Source organism: Rathayibacter rathayi (assembly GCF_004011095.1).
GTDB classification, from domain to species: domain Bacteria; phylum Actinomycetota; class Actinomycetes; order Actinomycetales; family Microbacteriaceae; genus Rathayibacter; species Rathayibacter rathayi.
The window spans coordinates 1061814-1079157 of record NZ_CP028129.1 but is presented as its reverse complement, the minus strand read 5'-3'; the positions used below and the strand labels follow the sequence as shown (position 1 = coordinate 1079157).

Below are 17344 nucleotides of genomic sequence, written 5' to 3'. Positions count from 1 at the left end.
CGGCCGACGCGCCTAGGACCAGGCGACCCGGCGCTTCCTCTGGACGGGGCCCATCCCACCGCTGTAGAGCGCGCACTGGTTCGGCAACCCCTTCTCCTTCGCGAGCAACGATTCCGAGCACGCGCTCGATATGACAGCGCACCTGGGCATCGCCGGGATCAGTGGCCTCAAAGCGGCGGTCGCCACCGAGGCCGCGTCGGGCGCCGCGTCCGGTTTTTCAAGCGGCGCTCCCGACCTGCTCGCCGTCGGCGACTCGCCCGTCCTGCGCACCCCGGGCGGCGTCACCGGCATCGGCGACCACTGGAGCGACCCCGGCTGGCGCCCCGAACGCTCCACCACCGCCCACGACCCCTGGAACCCCACCACCGCCACCCCCATCGCCGACGGCGTCGGCCTCACCCCCGCCGGTGCCCTCACCTTCGCCGGACTCGAATGGATGGGGCACCGCGCCTACGACCCCACCACCCGCGGATTCCTCTCCACCGACCCCCTGTCACCCACCTGGGGCGCGGCCTGGTCCGGGAACCCATACTCCTTCGCCGGCAACGACCCCGTCCACGCACTCGACCCCACAGGTCTAAGCCCCATCACCGACGCGCAATTGCAGGCCTACCGCGACGGGAACAACGGGGCCCTCGCCGCAACCGGCGACTGGTTCGCCCACAACTGGGAATACATCGCCGGCGGCGCTATGGCTCTCGCTGGCGGCGCCCTGATGTTCACCGGGGTCGGCGGCCCCCTCGGCGCCGCCCTGGTCGGCGCCGGAATCGACGTCATCATCCAAAAAGCCACCACCGGCTCCGTCAACTGGGCACAAACCGCACTCACCGCCGTCACCGGAGGCCTCGGCAGCAGCATGACGGCAGCCCGCCTGGGCGCCGCCGGAATCAACGGCCTCAAAGCCGCCGTCGCCTCCGAAGCAGCCTCCGGCGCCGCATCCGGCGCCGCAGGCGACGCCTACGCCTACGCCACCGCACCCGGACCCCACACCCTCGACGGCTTCCTCCAAGCCTCCGGCGGCGGCGCACTCACCGGCGCCGCCATGGGAGCCAGCGGACCACTCCTCGGACACGGACTCACCGGAGCCGGACGCGCCGCCGCAGGCGCCCTAGAAACGGACCTCACGCACGCCCGAGAGGCACTCGGCAAACTCGATCCGCGCCCCGGGTCCCCTCGATCCGATGTTCTCCATGGCCCGATACCCGAGAAACCAACGCAACTCCTGGACCGACTCGACACAACCGGTGAGAAATTCCCTAACATTAAGGGAGGACAGCGGTGGAATAACGATCCGAAACCTGGCCATACGCGTCTCCCGACGTCGACGGCCGACGGCACACCAATAGAATATAAGGAGTATGAGTTAGACCCGAAGATACCAGGGCAGAGACGACCAAGTCCCCGCGTAGTGACCGGCGATGACGGTAGCACTTACTACTCGCCAGATCACTACCACAACTTCTTCTTAATGAGAGAGTGACAGATGAGTTCTTCAATACCTTGGGCTTCAGAACCTAAGCCGGGACTCCAGGCCTACTTTATTAATGCCGACGCACGCTCCGCTCAGCAGTTGGCCGACTACCATAAAAAGGAAGGCTACTTTTCGAAAAGACTTCGAGGTGACAAGATGACGACCGAAGACTCCCTCTACAGTGAATTCGCTGCCGGAATGCAGTTTCCGTACTACTTCGGTTACAACCCATTCGCTTTTAACGAATGCATGAGCGATCTCGGGGATCGGGACGTCGGCAAAGGTGTTTGCGTTACGATTACAGACGCGCACGTACTACTGAAAGAGTCACCACCCGACGTCCTCGCCTTCTTGGCCAACAGCTTACGTTTCGCCGGCGAGGTATGGTCGACTCCAATAACAGGATCTCAAGAGTGGGATCGAAACGCCAAACCGTTCATCGTCACTCTTTTCTCTCCTCTCGAACAGTATGACGGAATAATACAAAAATGGTCAGACGAGCAAGTAGACCTCATTCAGGCACCAGTCCCAAACTTTAAGATGTGCGACCTGTAAATTACGCAAAAAGTCCGCGGCCGCAAATTGCGTCTGCCCGTCAAAGCAACGAACAAAGGACAATTTCGTGAATGTAGCGCAACAGAAGCAGATCGCTCGAGATCTCGAACTTGTCCTCGCCGCCACGGGGCACCGGATGCCGTTGGCGCGCGCTCGATCCGCCCGGGTTTCTCTGGACAATGACCAGTACAGGCTCTGCCTCGAGCAAATCGCCCTCGGATTGAACGACCTCGGCCAACCTGTCGATGCCCGGGCCCTTGCCCTCATCATCGACCTGACTCAAGCATTAAAACTCCCCGAGACAACCTGGAACCGCCTGACCGCCGACGCATCGACGCCGCTCACCCCGCTCGGGATGATCCAAGCACCTCCCGCACTCTCATGGGAGACTCCCGAGACACCCGGCCTTTCTCTCCGACTGGTCCGCGACACTCCTCACGCGGCAGACAATCTCGTTTTGCACTACGAGCTCCGCGGATTTACCAGCCGTCTTCTGCGCGGTCTAGCGATGCCCGACCTCCCGCATGTCTTCGACGAATTCGCTGCCGCCCTGCAATTCCCTTACTACTTCGATGGCAATGCGAAAGTCTTCGCTGAGTGCCTCAGCCATCTCGGCCATGAGGACGTCGGGTCAGGCATCTTCCTCGCCGTCATGGAGTCGGAGCATCTCCTACGCGATCGACCCGAGATCGAAACAGAGGTACTTGCCGGATCCGTTCAGTCCGCCGGGCGGATCTGGGGCGACCCAATCGCCGAAGGTCGATCGAGGGATCGCCCAGCGGTACCGTTGATCGTGACGTTCTTCTCCGAGTTCGACGACCTTGCTAGCGTCCAGGACAGATGGGGCCGACACGGCCTCGAACCGAAACTCTATGCGTCACCAGCTACGAGATAGAAGATATACGCCTGAGCGCAAAGCAACAGCAACAGATCACCCGCGAACTCGAGCTCCTCCTCACCGCGAGTCAGCACGCGGTTCCACTACGCCTCGCCGGAACAAAAGATCGTGTAGCGACGGCCGTTTCTCTGCGGGACGATCGGCCCGCAAAGTTAAGGCATCCGGGGGGAAAGAAAATAATGCCGCATCGAAGGCCGTAGAGACGGAATAGATATTCGTGTACTAGTCGATCCGGCGGGAGAGGGCATGATTACTAGCTTTCCGATCAATTGACAAAAAGGGAAAGCAGGAATGTATGAATGTATGAATGTATGAATGTATGAATGTATGAATGTATGAGTGAGGCTTATGCAAAATTGGTTTTTTGCCGAGTGAAAAAGATGAGTCCGCGGACGGCGTTGAAGGCATCTCGGAAGGTGCGCAGTGGCCGCCGGTAGTCGGTGTGGAATATCCGCCAGGTCTTGATGCTAGCAATTGTTCTCTCGATCACGTAGCGGTGGGTGTTCACGAAGCGATTGTGGTGTTTGGCGTAATTTGGCAGATGTTCTTCGCTTGGCCTCTTCTTTATTGGTATGACCATTCCGGTGCCTTGGTAGCCTTTGTCGGCCAGCGTGTTCGAGAGGTTAACGGTGTCGGCCAACCCGGTTTCTCGAAACGCGTGGGCATCGTGATGCTTGCCCGCGATCGGATCCGAAATGTGGATCAACCGACCGGAGAGATCGGCGAGGACCTGGCAGTTGTGCCCCGTGGTCATGTGTTTCCCGGAGTACAGCTCTGGCGCGTCCGACCAGGACCAGCACGGCAGGAGCGTGCCGTCGATGACGGCCGTTGTCCCGCGGAGCGCGGCCTCGACGTCCGGTTGCTCGTCGTCTATCACGACATTGAGCATCGCCTCAACCGACGCGATCGTTCGCGACACGGTCGACTGACTGACACCGACCACATCAGCGATCAACTGCTCGGTCACATTCTGGCGATAATAGAGAAGAGTGACCCGCAATGCTCCCTCGAGGGAAAGTCTGCGCGGACGTCCTCGCCGCCGACGCCACATGAACTCGTTCTCGATCCGTTCGGCGAGGATCGCGTAGTGCTCGGCCGTCATTCCCGTAGTAGACCGCGTGCGCACCGGCTGGTTCCTTTGCGAAGAGTTTCTGTTAGACGTTGCTCTTCAATCAAAGCGGATCAGCCGGTGTTATTCGTGACCGACACGCGCAAATCCATCTCGATCAATCGTATTTTGCATAAGCCCCAATGTATGAATACTATAGGCGAGAACTGCTGTGGTTAATAGAGGAGATAAAGACCTACCTAAAACCTCAGCAGGAAAAATACATTCGTGATTATGTGGCGCACAGAGAGTTCAAGGTCTGCCTTGAACACATAGCCTACGAACTGGATGAACTAGAGATACCACTGCCAGGACGGATAGTGGACAAGGTTGCGCTGCTAGGAGTGGCCCTGAAGGTCGACCCCAGAGAATGGCAAGACCTAGCACGCGAGTGAACGCCGCGTGTCCTCGGCAACCATTGGATCCGGTGCACGCTCGACCACTAAGAGCAGTCAAGGACGCGCATATCTGGAGGCTTGAATTCAATTGGAGACCATCCTGCCGAGAAATAGCCAACCAAGGAGGATTTTACATGGGAGGAACAACACAGCACGTCATCATTAAGCCATGGCTCATGGACGACGTGAAAATTCTCGGCTATTGGGGGCTGAAATGACCGTCGACATGTTGCGCGAAACACTTAAGGCCTTGGAAGAAGTCTTCATTAGTGGCAAAGATAATTTATGGGCCGCCGTGATGCACTCTCTGCTCGATGATTTGGATGCCTCACTCGATTCCACAGACATCAGCGACCTTTCGCGGAAGATCATTCACATGTGTGGCGGCATGGGAACTTTTGGCGATGCCGTTATCTACAACAATGGCAATTATCCTCGAGAACTCAACGATGATCTTAGCCTCTTGCGCACCCGACTATACAAGATAGCCAATCGACTTGCGTAAAGCATGACAGTCGGACTCGCGCTCGGAGCGCAGCTACGCGTGGTCTGCGATGGGCAGCCTGGCGTCGGTCTCGCACGCGCAGGCGGGCTCCGCGCCGCGCACCACCGCAGTCTGGGTGGACGTGCTCGGCGACCTCGCTTCCGTCGACGGCACCGACGTGTGGTGGGACGACGCGAGCGGCGCCCCCGACCTGCTCGCCGTCGGCGACTCGCCCGTCCTGCACACCCCGGGCGGCGTCACCGGCATCGGCGACCACTGGAGCGACCCCGGCTGGCGCCCCGAACGCTCCACCACCGCCCACGACCCCTGGAACCCCACCACCGCCACCCCCATCGCCGACGGCATCGGCCTCACCCCCGCCGGTGCCCTCACCTTCGCCGGACTCGAATGGATGGGGCACCGCGCCTACGACCCCACCACCCGCGGATTCCTCTCCACCGACCCCCTGTCACCCACCTGGGGCGCGGCCTGGTCCGGGAACCCATACTCCTTCGCCGGCAACGACCCCGTCCACGCACTCGACCCCACAGGTCTAAGCCCCATCACCGACGCGCAATTGCAGGCCTACCGCGACGGAAACAACGGGGCCCTCGCCGCAACCGGCGACTGGTTCGCCCACAACTGGGAATACATCGCCGGCGGCGCTATGGCTCTCGCTGGCGGCGCCCTGATGTTCACCGGGGTCGGCGGCCCCCTCGGCGCCGCCCTGGTCGGCGCCGGAATCGACGTCATCATCCAAAAAGCCACCACCGGCTCCGTCAACTGGGCACAAACCGCACTCACCGCCGTCACCGGAGGCCTCGGCAGCAGCATGACGGCAGCCCGCCTGGGCGCCGCCGGAATCAACGGCCTCAAAGCCGCCGTCGCCTCCGAAGCAGCCTCCGGCGCCGCATCCGGCGCCGCAGGCGACGCCTACGCCTACGCCACCGCACCCGGACCCCACACCCTCGACGGCTTCCTCCAAGCCTCCGGCGGCGGCGCACTCACCGGCGCCGCCATGGGAGCCAGCGGACCACTCCTCGGACACGGACTCACCGGAGCCGGACGCGCCGGCAAAAACCTCCTCGGCAAAGAAGCAGACGCCCTCACACCAGACATCACCACCCCGAGCGAACCGCTCAACGCCGTCAAACCAACAGCCAGACCGACTGACATCGACAGCTACAAGCTCAGCAAAACGGTTCAGAAACATACCCGGGAACTGCAAAACAATGGCGACTTCGCGCGACCTTACAACGAATCGCGACTCATGATGCAGCTGATCGCAGACACCGGCGAAGAAGTTCAGGACCGCGAAACTTGGCTTAGAAAATTCGTAGCGAATGGTACAATGAATGGCCACGAAGGCCGGTGGGAACTTGTCTTGGACGAAGAGGCAAATAATTTACCATTACTGGTTCGGAAAGTGAGGCTATTGTGATAAGACTTGGCGAGGTCGCAGGTCCAACCGCAGGAAGGCTCGTCTACCTAAGGACAGAGCACTCTTTTATTTTCCTCGATCGCGCTCCAGATGTATTCGGCGGGGGAATGCTAGCCTTTGAGATGCTTTCTATCGAGATTGATGTCTCCGACGGCCGGTTGCAGTACATAGACGGATTTGCGCCGGCCACGCGCTGGAAATCACGAGTTCTCACTCCGCCAGAATGGGTTGATCGAAGCCTGTACACGGACGATATTCCCCCCGGTGGGATGGCTTATCGCGCAGAGTCCATATCAGTCGGGTCGGGCGATTTTTGCATAGAATACGATTCCGTAAAGAATCTTGCTAGAGTTGCACAAGTAGATGTTGAGGAAAGCAGGACTGCGTACCGATTCTGCCAAGGAGGCGCTTGGGGGCTCCGTGGAAACAAGATAGTGGATCTTTGGATTATTGATCCATATCTGGACTCCGCAGAATACCACTGAGCACGACGGGCTTACTCGAAAGTTCCCGCCCTGCTCCTCGACCGGATCCACGAACTCGCGCGCCTCATGAGGATGTCGGGTCGGGGTCTGGATCGCCTCCTGTCGTTATGAGCGCAAGCGAGCCTACGACCCGATCTCCTGATACGCCGCGAACAGCAGCGACGTCTCCGGCCCCTGCAGAATGCTCGGCCGGGCAAGGCCGTCGAGCACCACGAAGCGGAGCATGCCCGCGCGGCTCTTCTTGTCGCGCTGCATGGCGGCGAGAAGCGTCTCCCATCGGCCGAGCGGATAGCTCGTCGGCAGCGTCAGCGACTCGAGGATGCTGCGCTGCCGGTCGACGACGGTATCGTTCAGCGATCCGGTCAGGCGGGAGAGCTCGGCGGCGAACATCATCCCGACGGAGACGGCCGCGCCGTGGCGCCACTGATAGCGCTCGGCGTGCTCGACCGCGTGCCCGAGAGTGTGCCCGTAATTCAGGATCTCGCGCAGACCCTTCTCCGTGAAGTCCTCGCCGACGACGCGCGCCTTGATCCCGATCGACAGTTCGACCAGGCTGCGGAACTCCTCCGACGTCGGATCGGTTGCCAGGTCGATATCCGACTCGATGATGTCGAGGATGCGCGGCTCCGCGATCATCCCGCACTTCACGATCTCGCCGAAGCCGGCCAGCACCTCATTGCGCGGAAGGCTGGTCAGCACGTCGAGGTCCGCGACGACGGCGCTCGGCGCGTGGAAGGCGCCGACCAGGTTCTTGCCCTCGGCCGTGTTGATGCCAGTCTTGCCGCCGACGGCGGCATCGACCATCCCGAGCACTGTGGTCGGCACCTGCACGACATCGACTCCGCGGAGCCAGGTCGCGGCGACGAAGCCCGCCAGGTCAGTGATCGCCCCGCCGCCGAAGCCGACGACCACGTCGGTACGGGTGAAGTCGGACTGGCCCATCACCTGCCAGCAGAACGCGGCGACCTCGACGCGCTTCGCAGCCTCGGCGTCCGGTACCTCGGCGAGGAGCACCTCGTAGCGCTCGAGCAGACTCTCACGGATCTCGGCGGCGAGGACCGCGAGGGTCGGCGGGTGCACGATGAGCACCTTCGCGGCCCGGGGGCCGATCGCGTCGGCCAGGCCGTCAAGGAGGCCGCGCCCGACGTGGATGTCGTAGCCGTTCTCGCCGGTGACGCTGAGGGCGGTGGTGCCGTCGTTCATGACTGTCTTCCGCTCGGGCGGCTGGAGGCCGCCGGTCTTGATGGTGCAGGGGTTCCGGAGGGATGCGATGCGCGCAGCCACTCCGCGATCTCGGCGGCGATCAGGGTGATCGGCCGCCGGGAGGAGTCGACCACACGGTCGGCGAGGGCCTCGTAGACCGGACGCCGCTCCTCGAAGATGCGGACCCAGTCGTCGACTCCCCCGCGCACCAGCGGGCGGGAGCCGGAGCCGAAGCGGTCGCGGACAGCCTCGGCCGTGGTGGTCAGGAGCACGACGGGCACCTCGGCGAGGTCCGCGCGCGTGTCGAGGTCGATCACCGCTCCCCCGCCCAGGCTCAGCACCACGTCGCGGCGGACGGCACGTTCGACGATCTTCCGCTCTTCGCGACGGAACGCGGCCTCGCCGTGGGAGTCGAAGTATTGGGTGATCGGACCGTGGCTGCGAACGAACTCCGCGTCGGAGTCGACGAATCCGGCGCTGAGCGCCGTAGCGACCCGCTTGCCGATCGTCGTCTTACCCGCGCCCATCGGGCCGATCAGGACGACGCGAGCTCGGGCCGCGCCCGTATCGTGACCCGCCATCAACGGACCACCAGGGGCCGGACCATCAGACGAGCCCGAGCGCCGGATCGCTGGAGGAGGCTGTGCGGAGCTGGTCGGGGATGGCGGCGAGGTAGCCCTGCAGATTGCGGCGGGTCTCGGTGACGCTGTCTCCGCCGAACTTCTCGAGCACCGCATTCGCGAGCACCAGGGCGATCATGGCCTCGGCGACCACGCCGGACGCCGGTACCGCGCAGACGTCGGAGCGCTGGTGGTGGGCTCCCGCGGACTCCCCGGTAGCGACGTCGACGGTGCGCAGGGCGTGCGGCACGGTCGAGATCGGCTTCATGCCGGCGCGGACCCGCAGCACGGTGCCGGTGCTCATCCCGCCCTCGGTGCCGCCTGCGCGATCGCTGGAGCGAGAGATGCCGTCGGCCGTCTGAAAGAGCTCGTCGTGCGCCTCGGATCCGCGGCGGGTGGCGGTCACGAAGCCGTCACCGACCTCCACACCCTTGATCGCCTGGATACCCATCACAGCCGCGGCGAGCTGCGCGTCGAGCCGACGGTCCCAGTGCACGTAGGAACCGAGGCCGGGCGGCAGGTCGTAGGCGAGCACCTCGACCACTCCGCCGAGGGTGTCCCCGTCTTCGTGCGCGCGATCCACCTCGGCCACCATGAGCGCGCTGGTCGCGGCGTCGTGACAGCGCAAGGGGTCGGCATCGAGAGCGTCGACGTCGGCCGGTGTCGGCAGGGGCGAGCCCTCGGGCACGCGGACCGGCCCGATGGCGAGGGTGTGGCTGACGAGGGTGATGCCCAGCTCGCCGAGGAAGCGGCGGGCGATGGCGCCGAGCGCGACGCGGGCCGCGGTCTCGCGAGCGGAGGCGCGCTCGAGGACATTGCGCGACTCCGATAAGGCGTACTTCTGCATACCCACCAGATCGGCGTGGCCGGGACGGGGGCGGGTGAGCGGGGCCCCGCGGCCCTTGGGCAGAGTCTCGGGGTCACGGGGCTCGGCCGACATCACGTCCTCCCAGCGCGGCCACTCGGTGTTGCCGATGCGCAGGGCGATGGGGCTGCCCATCGTCGCGCCGTGGCGAACACCGGAGGAGATCGTGAGCTCGTCCTGCTCAAAGCTCATCCGCGCGCCGCGGCCGTAGCCGAGCTTCCGGCGGGCCAGATCGGCGCGGATGTGGTCAAGGGTGACGGGGACACCCGTCGGCAGTCCTTCGAGGACGGCGACGAGTTCGGGACCGTGGGATTCCCCGGCCGTGAGCCAACGGAGCATCCTCCGATTCTCGCACATTCACTCAGGGCACCGGACCCGCCGAGACGGCCAGGCGGAGTGCTGCGAGCACCTCGTCCTCACGCTCGAGCGGCACAGCGGGATCACCGGCGACGAAGATGCGCACCTGCACGAGCGCCTGGTGCAGCAGCATTCCCAGGCCCGACACCACGGGCGAGCCGGCCGCGTCCCAGCGGCGGGCGAGCTCGCTGGGCCACGGGGAGTAGGCGACGTCGAAGAGCGTCGAGCCCGCGACCACCGTGTCGGGGACGTCGAGGCTGTCCGCGGCTCCGCCTGGCAGAGTCGAGATCACCAGCGGGGCATTCGCCGACCAGTCGTCGAAGGAGCGGACGACGAAGTCGACGCCGAGTTCACCGGCGATCCGAGCCAGCGTCGCAGCTTTGGCGGGTGTCCGCAGCACGACCTCGACGCGGTCCGCTCCCCGCTCCACCGCCGCGACCAGGGCGGAGGCGGCGGTCGCTCCACCGCCGAGGATCTGGACCCGCTCCGCCCGGGCCGCTCCGGCCTCGTCCAGGGCACGAACGATTCCCGTCACGTCGGTGTTGAAGCCGCGCAGGAGCGGCACGGGACCGCAGCGGTCGATGAGCACCGTGTTGACGGCACCGGTGGTCGTCGCGACCGCGTCCTCCTCCGTCAGCAGCGGTCGCACCGCATGCTTCAGCGGCATCGTCAGCGAGAGGCCGTGCCAGGAGCCGCCGGTGACGACATCGGCGAGCGTCGCCTCCGTCGTCTCGACGGCCGTGTAGCTCCAGTCGAGTCCGAGCACCCGGTAGGCGGCGGCATGCAGCGCCGGTGACCTCGAGTGCGCGATCGGCGAGCCGAGGACCGCCAGGCGGTACCCGGCGCGCGTCACTGATACTCCGGGTGGTCGCGCATCCAGGCCTGCCACTGGGCGACGGCCGCGGCGTGTTCGGCGTCGGTGGTGGAGTAGGCAGTCTCGCCCGTCTGGAGGTTGACCGTGACGAAGTACAGCCAGGTGCCGTCCGCCGGGTGCATCACCGCATTGATCGCGACATCGCCGGGGTTGGAGATCGGCGCCGGCGGCAGTCCGTCGCGCTGATAGGTGTTGTAGGCGTTGCCGACGTCGTTGCGCTCGGCGTCGGTCGTGGAGACGCGGTCGGTTGCACCCGTCCCGTAGGCGACGGTGGCGTCCGACTGCAGGCGCCACCCCTGATCGAGGCGGTTCTGGAACACCCGGGCGACCTTCGGGAAGTCCTCGGCCACGCGCGCCTCGCGCTGCACGAGTGAAGCGAACACCACGACGCGGTAGCGGTCGTCGACAGGCACGCCGGCCCGGTCGAGCGACTGGTACATCCGGTCGACGAGCGTCTTCAGGATGTCGTGGGCCGGCGTCGACGGATCAATGTCGTAGGTCGCGGGGAACAGGAAGCCCTCGAGGCTCGTCGCTCCCGCGGGGAGCCCGAACGAACCCCAGTTCGCGGCCGCTGCTTCGAGGTCGGTCAGGGCGACTCCCGTGCCGTCCGCGATCAGCGAAAGCGCCGCCTTCAGTGTCGTGCCCTCCGGGATGACGAAGGTGTTCGCCAGGCGCGTCGAGGCCGAGTCGAGCAGCGCCGACAGGGCGGCCTTGGCGCTCATCTCGGCCTTCAACGAATAGGCGCCGGGCTGGAAGAGCGGCTCCGGGCTCTGCGCGAGGAGCAGCCTGTAGAACGGGGCGTAGGACTTGATGACGCCGTCCGATACCAGGTTGTTCGCGATGTCGCTGCCGCCGTCGCCCTGATGGATCGTGAAGAGCACCTCGCTGGACCCGGTGCCGGTGTAGTCGGTGGCCTCGGCCTCGGCGAAGAGGCCGCGCACGGGCTCGAGGAAGATGGTGACGGCGATCGCGACGAGGGCCGCGAAGACGCCGAAGGCGAGCAGGCCACCGATGAGCCCGCGGCGGTTGCGACGCTTCCTCGCGCCGCCCGTCGCACGGGAGGAGCGGCGCCGCTTCGGGCGCGCGCTCGGATCGAACGTGGCGGCATCATCGCGGCCACGGGGCACGGACACATCGGGCCCGGTGAAGAGGCGGCCCAGCGGGTCGTGCGCCTCAGCCAGCGCGGCTCCCTGCTCCGGGGTCGAGGCGGGCGGAGTCGACTTCGCTGACTCGGCGGCGCGGGCGTCGCGGCGGCTCGGGGGAATGTCGGTCACGAGGAGGTCCTTCGTTCGGTTCGAGCGGGACTCCGGCCGGGGTGCCGGCCGAGCGCTCGGAATCGATGGCGTGCTGCAGGATCACCACGGCGGCGACCTGATCGATCACGGCACGGGAGCCGCGGGTAGTGCGTCCGGAGCGGTGCAGGGCGCTCTGGGCGGTCACGGTCGACAGCCGCTCGTCGATGAGGCGCACCGCCGCAGTCGGAACCGCTTCAGCGAGTCGTCGAGCGAATCCGCGGGCGTCCTCCGTCGAGGCCGTCTCGGCCCCCGACAGCGACAGCGGCAGTCCGACGATGATCGCCTGGGCATCGTACTCGGCGGCGAGACGGGCGATCCTGGCGACATCCGTGGATCCGCTGTCAACGCTAGACCGCGCGACCGTCTCCACCGGCACCGCGAGAAGCCCGTCAGCGTCGCAGCGCGCGACCCCGATGCGGGAACTGCCCACATCAATGCCGAGCCGGACGCCGAACCGCACCATTCAGCTGGTCGCTTCCTGCACGACGGCCTCGAGCGCCGCGGCGATCGCGGAGACGTCCGAGCCGCCGCCCTGCGCGAGGTCGTCCTTGCCGCCTCCGCCACCGCCGAGGATCCCGGCGGCACGCCTCGCGAGCGCACCCGCGCGGCGTCCCTGGTCGCGCGCGGCCTGGTTGGTGGCGACGATCATGGCGGGCTTACCCGAGACGTCGGCGGCCACTGCGACGACGGCCGGCTCCTGGCCGAGCCGCTCGCGGACGGAGGCGACCAGCGAGCGCAGCTCATCGGTCGATGCCGCGGTACCAATGTGCTCGGCGACGACGGTCATGCCGCCCACCGTGCGCCGGGTGGCCGCAAGGGCGGGGACCCGGTCGGCGAGAGCCTTGGCCTCGAAGGCGGCGATGCGCTTCTCGGCGGCCTTGAGGCTCGCCACCAGTTCGCCGATCCGCTCGGGCAGCTGCTCGCGCGGCGTCTTCAGCGACGAGGAGATCGTGCTGACAAGCGCCCGCTCGGCGGCGAGCTCCTGGAAGGCCTCCCGGCCCACCAGCGACTCCACGCGGCGGTTCGTCGACCCGACCGAGGACTCGCTGACCAGGCTGATCACGCCGACCTCGGAGGAGCGTCCGACGTGCGTACCCGCGCAGAGCTCGCGCGACCAGGGCCCGCCGATGTCGACGACCCGCACGACATCGCCGTACTTCTCGCCGAAGAGCGCCATCGCTCCGAGCGCCTTCGCCTCGTCGATCGGCAGCTCGCGCGTGACCACCTCGAGATTGTCCCGGATCGCCGTATTGGCGATCTCCTCGATCTCGCTGCGCGTCTCGAGCGAGAGCGCCTGGTTCCACGAAAAGTCCAGGCGCAGGTAGCCGGCCTTGTTGTACGAGCCGGACTGGTGCGCCTGCGGCCCGAGCACCTGGCGGAGCGCGGCATGGATGAGGTGCGTGCCGGAGTGGGCCTGCGTGGCTCCCCGACGCCAGTCGCGGTCGACGACGGAGGTGGCGGCGTCCCCCACTCCGACCTCGCCACTGGCGACCTGAACCTTATGGCTGATTAGGCCTTTCACCGGCTTTTGCACGTCGAGGACTTCGAGGTCGAAGCCGGAGCCGACGATCCGGCCCGCGTCGGCCTCCTGGCCGCCCGACTCCGCATAGAGGGACGTGGCCTCGAGGATCACCTCGGCGATGTCGCCGGCCACGGCCTTCGTCACGGAGTGCCCGCCGACGATGAGGCCGAGGATGCGCGACTCCGTGTCGAGCACGTCATAACCGGTGAAGAGCGTCTCGCCGTGAGCACGAAAGTCGGTGTAGACCGAGAGGTCGGCCAGCGCGGACTTCTTCGACTTCGCGTCGGCCTTCGCGCGGGAGCGCTGCGTACTCATCAGGGAGTCGAACGCCTCTCGGTCGACCGACAGGCCGGACTCCTCGGCGATCTCGAGGGTCAGGTCGATGGGGAAACCGAACGTGTCGTGCAGGAGGAACGCGGTGTCTCCCGGCAGGATCGGTGACTCAGCCTTCTTGGTCTTCAGCACCGCGAGGTCGAGGATCTCAGTGCCGGCGGCGAGGGTCCGCAGGAACGCCTCCTCCTCGCCGTACGCGCTGCTCGACAGGCGCTCGAACTCGGAGGAGACCTCGGGGTACGCCGCAGCCATCGCGTCGCGCGAGGCGGTGAAGAGCACGGGGAACGTCGCGGCGTCCACTCCGAGCAGGCGCATGGCGCGCACAGTGCGGCGCATCAGGCGCCGGAGGATGTAGCCGCGCCCCTCGTTCGAGGGCGTTACCCCGTCCGAGAGCAGCATGAGCGAGGAGCGCACATGGTCGGCGATGACGCGCATCCGCACGTCGTCCTCGTGGATCGCCCCGTAACGTCGGCCGGAAAGCTCCGCAGCGCGGTCGAGGACCGGGCGGACCTGGTCGATCTCGTACATGTTCTCGACGCCCTGCTTGAGGAACGCGACCCGCTCCAGGCCCATGCCGGTGTCGATGTTCTTGCGCGGCAGTTCGCCGAGGATGTCGAAGTCGACCTTGCTCGTGCCCTCGCCGCGGAGGTACTGCATGAAGACGAGGTTCCAGATCTCGACATAGCGGTCATCGTCCGTCACCGGACCGCCGTCGATGCCGTAGGCGGGTCCGCGGTCGAAGAAGATCTCGGAACAGGGTCCTGCCGGGCCGGGCTGACCGGTCGACCAGTAGTTGGTGTCCTTCTCCAGGCGCTGAATGCGCTCGTCGGGAAGACCTGCGATCGACTTCCACAGTGCGATCGCCTCGTCGTCGTCCTTATAGACGGTGACCCACAGGTCCTTCTCGTCGAAGCCGAGTCCCCCGTCGCTCTCGGCGCCGGTGAGCAACTCCCAGGCGTAGCCGATCGCGCCCTCCTTGAAGTAGTCGCCGAAGGAGAAGTTGCCGTTCATCTGGAAGAACGTGCCGTGGCGGGGGGTCTTGCCGACCTCCTCGATGTCGTTGGTGCGGATGCACTTCTGCACGCTGGTCGCGCGCGGATACGGCGCGGGGACCACTCCGGTGAGGTAGGGCACGAACGGCACCATGCCGGCGACGGTGAAGAGGAGGCTCGGATCCTCGCTCACGAGGGACGCGGAGGGGACCACGGTATGGCCGCGGCTCGCAAAGAAGTCGAGCCAGCGGTTGCGGATGTCTGCGGTCTGCATGGGTTCCGTTACGGTTCGGTCGGTGACGACGCGGATGTCGGGCGGCGGGGCGTCAGCCTTCGCCGATGGCGGCCTTGAGTTCGGCTTCGCGCTGGTGGTACCCCTCGGAGAGGGCCTCACCGAGCTCCTTCGCGGTGCGGTTGAGGTCGGCGAAGAGGCGAGATCCCGCGTCGGTGCGCGAGACCCGGTGAGCGACCGCGAATCCGAGGCCGATCCCGATGACGATCAGGAGGATGTTCTTCACGGGATGTCCTTCCACGGCGATGGGCGGGCGCGGCGACCCGTTCGATTTTGGCTCGTTCGATTGTGGGCCCGTTCGGTTCTGGCCCGTTCGATTCTAAGGCGCGGGAGCGGTTCTACTTCGAGCGCGCCCGCTTCGAACGCTTGGCGGCAGTGCGACCGGCCACCGCTTCGACCTTGTCCGCGGTCCGCCCGGCGACGAGCACCGCCCGGACTCCGGCGGTGAAGCCGGCGAGCTTGATCAGCGGACCGCCGACAGTCGCGGCGGTGAGAGCGACAAGTGCGTTCACATTGCCGGTGACCTCAGCGACGTCCTTGGTGATCGTGTCGACCCGGGCGAGCTGGTGGTTGGCCTCGCGCAGGGTGGACGCGGACTCGTCGAGGATAGGCGTCAGCCCGTCGCTCGCCTGCTTGATGGCGACGCTCGTGCTGTCGAAGACGCGTCCCAGCTTCCAGAGCGGGATCGCGGCGACCGCGACCAATATCGCGAACACCCCCGCGGCGATGAGCCCTGCGATGTCTCCACCGGTCACGGTGACCTCCGTTCGATGCCGCCCAGCGCGACACTCCAGCCTACCGACGGGCGCGGAGCGGACGGACGCGAGCCGAGCCGAGGGACGGCCCGCGCGGGCAATACGCAGCAGTGCTCGCGATTCGCAGAACTACGTGCGATCTGCAGGACCAGGTGCGATTCGCAGGACCCTGTGCGATTCGCAGGGGAATGTGTGATTCGCAGGGGAATGTGCGATTCGCAGGAGCCTGTGCGATCTGCCGGGCAACGCGGGCGGATCCCGCATTCCACCGCGAGCCGGAGGGCGGGACATCGAGATCCCCTGCAAATCGCACCCGCGCACCCAGGAGAACGAGAAAGGCCCCGGTGCGAGCACCGCGGCCTTTCTCTGCGGAGTTGGTTTCAGCGAGTCACGTAATAATCGATGCTGGGAGGCTTATGCAAAACTCCGATCCAGGAAACCGCATAATGAGGCATATGCAAAATTCGGCTAGAACTTCACAAAAGCCTTGGTCAGAGGCTTGTTCGCGGAACGCACCAGGGACTTGTACATAAGCCTCAATGCTTCCAACCAAGGCTTTTGTAGTTCACGCTAAGATTTTTGCCCAATCCTATGGGTTTCGCAAGAGGCGATGAACAGGGCGCCGATCTCGTCATCCGTGCTCAACGAGTCGCCTCCGAGAAGGGCATTATCCACGCCGGCGCGATTTTCCACACCCACCACGGAACCCACTACTGTTCCACACGATTCGCACGCTACTGCGCAGCGAACGAACTACGTCGCTCGATGGGCGCCCGAATGCAGTGCTGGGACAATGCGGCAGCAGAATTATTCTTTTCGAAGCTGAAGAGTGAACGCCTCGACTGGATTGACTTCCGCACCCGACGACAAGCGGCCGCCAACGTCACCGACTATATCAATCGAGGTCTTCGTCCGGAATCCCTGAGTCACATCAGCGAAAGAGAGCGCTCCCATCCACTGATCCCCCTGTAGATCGCACGGGGTCCTGCCGATTGCACGGAGTGGCGATGGCCGAGTTCGCGGGCTTGCCTGTCGGCGGAGGCGATGGCAAGCACCCTGCAGGCGAACCGAAGGAAGCGGGGCGTAGGAAGCGGGTGCAGACGGAGTCTGAGCCGGGCGGCGAACGGCCGCGCGGACCGGCGATGCGACGCGCGAGCTGCGTCGCTGCCCGCCGCGCTCGGCGCGACGAAGATAGTCGAGTACCCCTCGACGAAATGGTGGAGCTGACCCCTGACGTGACCCGAAGTCTGCCCGCGACGCGGTCAAGTCGCGACATCGTCATTCTCGTGCCTCCACGGAGGATCTTCTGTACCCGATGGTGAGGCAAGAAACTATCGACAAGTGTTGAAGAGTGCGAGAACACTCACGAGACGAGGATCGAGGGCGAGAAGGGATC

The 17344-nt window shown here is 65.3% G+C and carries 18 protein-coding genes; 8 read left to right on the top strand and 10 right to left on the bottom strand.

Features of this window, described 5'->3' with window-relative positions:
- Nucleotides 1-130: 130 nt before the first annotated feature.
- From C1O28_RS05345 to C1O28_RS05335, 3 genes are all read left to right on the top strand, one after another.
- Entirely contained in the window at nucleotides 131-1480 is a 1350-nt protein-coding gene (locus C1O28_RS05345; protein WP_127821449.1) for an RHS repeat-associated core domain-containing protein, read from the top strand.
- Between the two features lie 3 nt (nucleotides 1481-1483).
- Entirely contained in the window at nucleotides 1484-2026 is a 543-nt protein-coding gene (locus C1O28_RS05340) for a barstar family protein (RefSeq protein WP_097168060.1), read from the top strand.
- 67 nt (nucleotides 2027-2093) lie between these two features.
- On the top strand, nucleotides 2094-2921 hold the full coding sequence (locus C1O28_RS05335; RefSeq protein ID WP_097168059.1) for a barstar family protein: 828 nt from the start codon (nucleotides 2094-2096) through the stop codon (nucleotides 2919-2921).
- A 349-nt stretch (nucleotides 2922-3270) separates the two neighbouring features.
- On the opposite strand, the gene C1O28_RS05330 is transcribed toward C1O28_RS05335, so the two are convergent.
- Nucleotides 3271-4050 carry a transposase family protein gene (locus C1O28_RS05330; protein WP_145260612.1) on the bottom strand — a complete coding sequence of 260 codons (780 nt, stop codon included), beginning with the start codon at nucleotides 4048-4050 and terminating at the stop codon, nucleotides 3271-3273.
- A gap of 125 nt (nucleotides 4051-4175) precedes the next feature.
- Here C1O28_RS05330 and C1O28_RS05325 point away from each other — a divergent pair, with 125 nt between their 5' ends.
- From C1O28_RS05325 to C1O28_RS05310, 4 genes are all read left to right on the top strand, one after another.
- Nucleotides 4176-4427: a hypothetical protein gene (locus tag C1O28_RS05325; protein WP_127821448.1), complete on the top strand. Its 252-nt coding sequence runs from the start codon at nucleotides 4176-4178 to the stop codon at nucleotides 4425-4427.
- A 172-nt stretch (nucleotides 4428-4599) separates the two neighbouring features.
- The gene (locus C1O28_RS05320; protein ID WP_127821447.1) at nucleotides 4600-4935 is read left to right on the top strand and encodes a DUF6966 domain-containing protein; all 336 of its coding nucleotides are present in this window, start codon (nucleotides 4600-4602) and stop codon (nucleotides 4933-4935) included.
- Nucleotides 4936-4984: 49 nt separating this feature from the next.
- The gene (locus C1O28_RS05315) at nucleotides 4985-6355 is read left to right on the top strand and encodes an RHS repeat-associated core domain-containing protein (RefSeq protein ID WP_127821446.1); all 1371 of its coding nucleotides are present in this window, start codon (nucleotides 4985-4987) and stop codon (nucleotides 6353-6355) included.
- The gene (locus tag C1O28_RS05310) at nucleotides 6352-6840 is read left to right on the top strand and encodes a hypothetical protein (RefSeq protein ID WP_127821445.1); all 489 of its coding nucleotides are present in this window, start codon (nucleotides 6352-6354) and stop codon (nucleotides 6838-6840) included. The genes C1O28_RS05315 and C1O28_RS05310 overlap by 4 nt, the downstream gene beginning before the upstream one ends.
- Nucleotides 6841-6963: 123 nt before the next feature.
- Here C1O28_RS05310 and aroB read toward each other — a convergent pair whose 3' ends face one another.
- The 9 genes from aroB to C1O28_RS05265 all read right to left on the bottom strand — a co-directional run bounded on the left by aroB (nucleotide 6964) and on the right by C1O28_RS05265 (nucleotide 15948).
- Nucleotides 6964-8043, bottom strand: a complete 1080-nt coding sequence (gene aroB, locus C1O28_RS05305; RefSeq protein ID WP_097167064.1) for a 3-dehydroquinate synthase — start codon at nucleotides 8041-8043, stop codon at nucleotides 6964-6966.
- A complete protein-coding gene (locus C1O28_RS05300; protein WP_097167063.1) occupies nucleotides 8040-8624 on the bottom strand; it encodes a shikimate kinase in 585 nt (194 codons plus the stop codon). Before C1O28_RS05300 ends, aroB begins: the two co-directional genes overlap by 4 nt.
- A gap of 25 nt (nucleotides 8625-8649) precedes the next feature.
- A complete protein-coding gene (gene aroC, locus C1O28_RS05295; protein WP_097167062.1) occupies nucleotides 8650-9867 on the bottom strand; it encodes a chorismate synthase in 1218 nt (405 codons plus the stop codon).
- A 22-nt stretch (nucleotides 9868-9889) separates the two neighbouring features.
- On the bottom strand, nucleotides 9890-10738 hold the full coding sequence (locus tag C1O28_RS05290; protein ID WP_097167061.1) for a shikimate dehydrogenase family protein: 849 nt from the start codon (nucleotides 10736-10738) through the stop codon (nucleotides 9890-9892).
- Nucleotides 10735-12033: an endolytic transglycosylase MltG gene (gene mltG / locus C1O28_RS05285; RefSeq protein WP_160487552.1), complete on the bottom strand. Its 1299-nt coding sequence runs from the start codon at nucleotides 12031-12033 to the stop codon at nucleotides 10735-10737. The genes C1O28_RS05290 and mltG overlap by 4 nt, the downstream gene beginning before the upstream one ends.
- A complete protein-coding gene (gene ruvX / locus C1O28_RS05280) occupies nucleotides 11933-12517 on the bottom strand; it encodes a Holliday junction resolvase RuvX (protein ID WP_097167059.1) in 585 nt (194 codons plus the stop codon). Before ruvX ends, mltG begins: the two co-directional genes overlap by 101 nt.
- On the bottom strand, nucleotides 12518-15175 hold the full coding sequence (gene alaS / locus C1O28_RS05275; protein ID WP_097167058.1) for an alanine--tRNA ligase: 2658 nt from the start codon (nucleotides 15173-15175) through the stop codon (nucleotides 12518-12520). It lies immediately after the preceding gene.
- Between the two features lie 52 nt (nucleotides 15176-15227).
- The gene (locus C1O28_RS05270; RefSeq protein ID WP_097167057.1) at nucleotides 15228-15419 is read right to left on the bottom strand and encodes a hypothetical protein; all 192 of its coding nucleotides are present in this window, start codon (nucleotides 15417-15419) and stop codon (nucleotides 15228-15230) included.
- Between the two features lie 112 nt (nucleotides 15420-15531).
- Nucleotides 15532-15948: a DUF948 domain-containing protein gene (locus C1O28_RS05265; RefSeq protein ID WP_097167056.1), complete on the bottom strand. Its 417-nt coding sequence runs from the start codon at nucleotides 15946-15948 to the stop codon at nucleotides 15532-15534.
- Between the two features lie 591 nt (nucleotides 15949-16539).
- Between C1O28_RS05265 and C1O28_RS05260 the strand changes: the two genes are divergently transcribed.
- Entirely contained in the window at nucleotides 16540-16920 is a 381-nt protein-coding gene (locus tag C1O28_RS05260) for a DDE-type integrase/transposase/recombinase (RefSeq protein ID WP_097167055.1), read from the top strand.
- The last annotated feature ends 424 nt before the right edge of the window (nucleotides 16921-17344 follow it).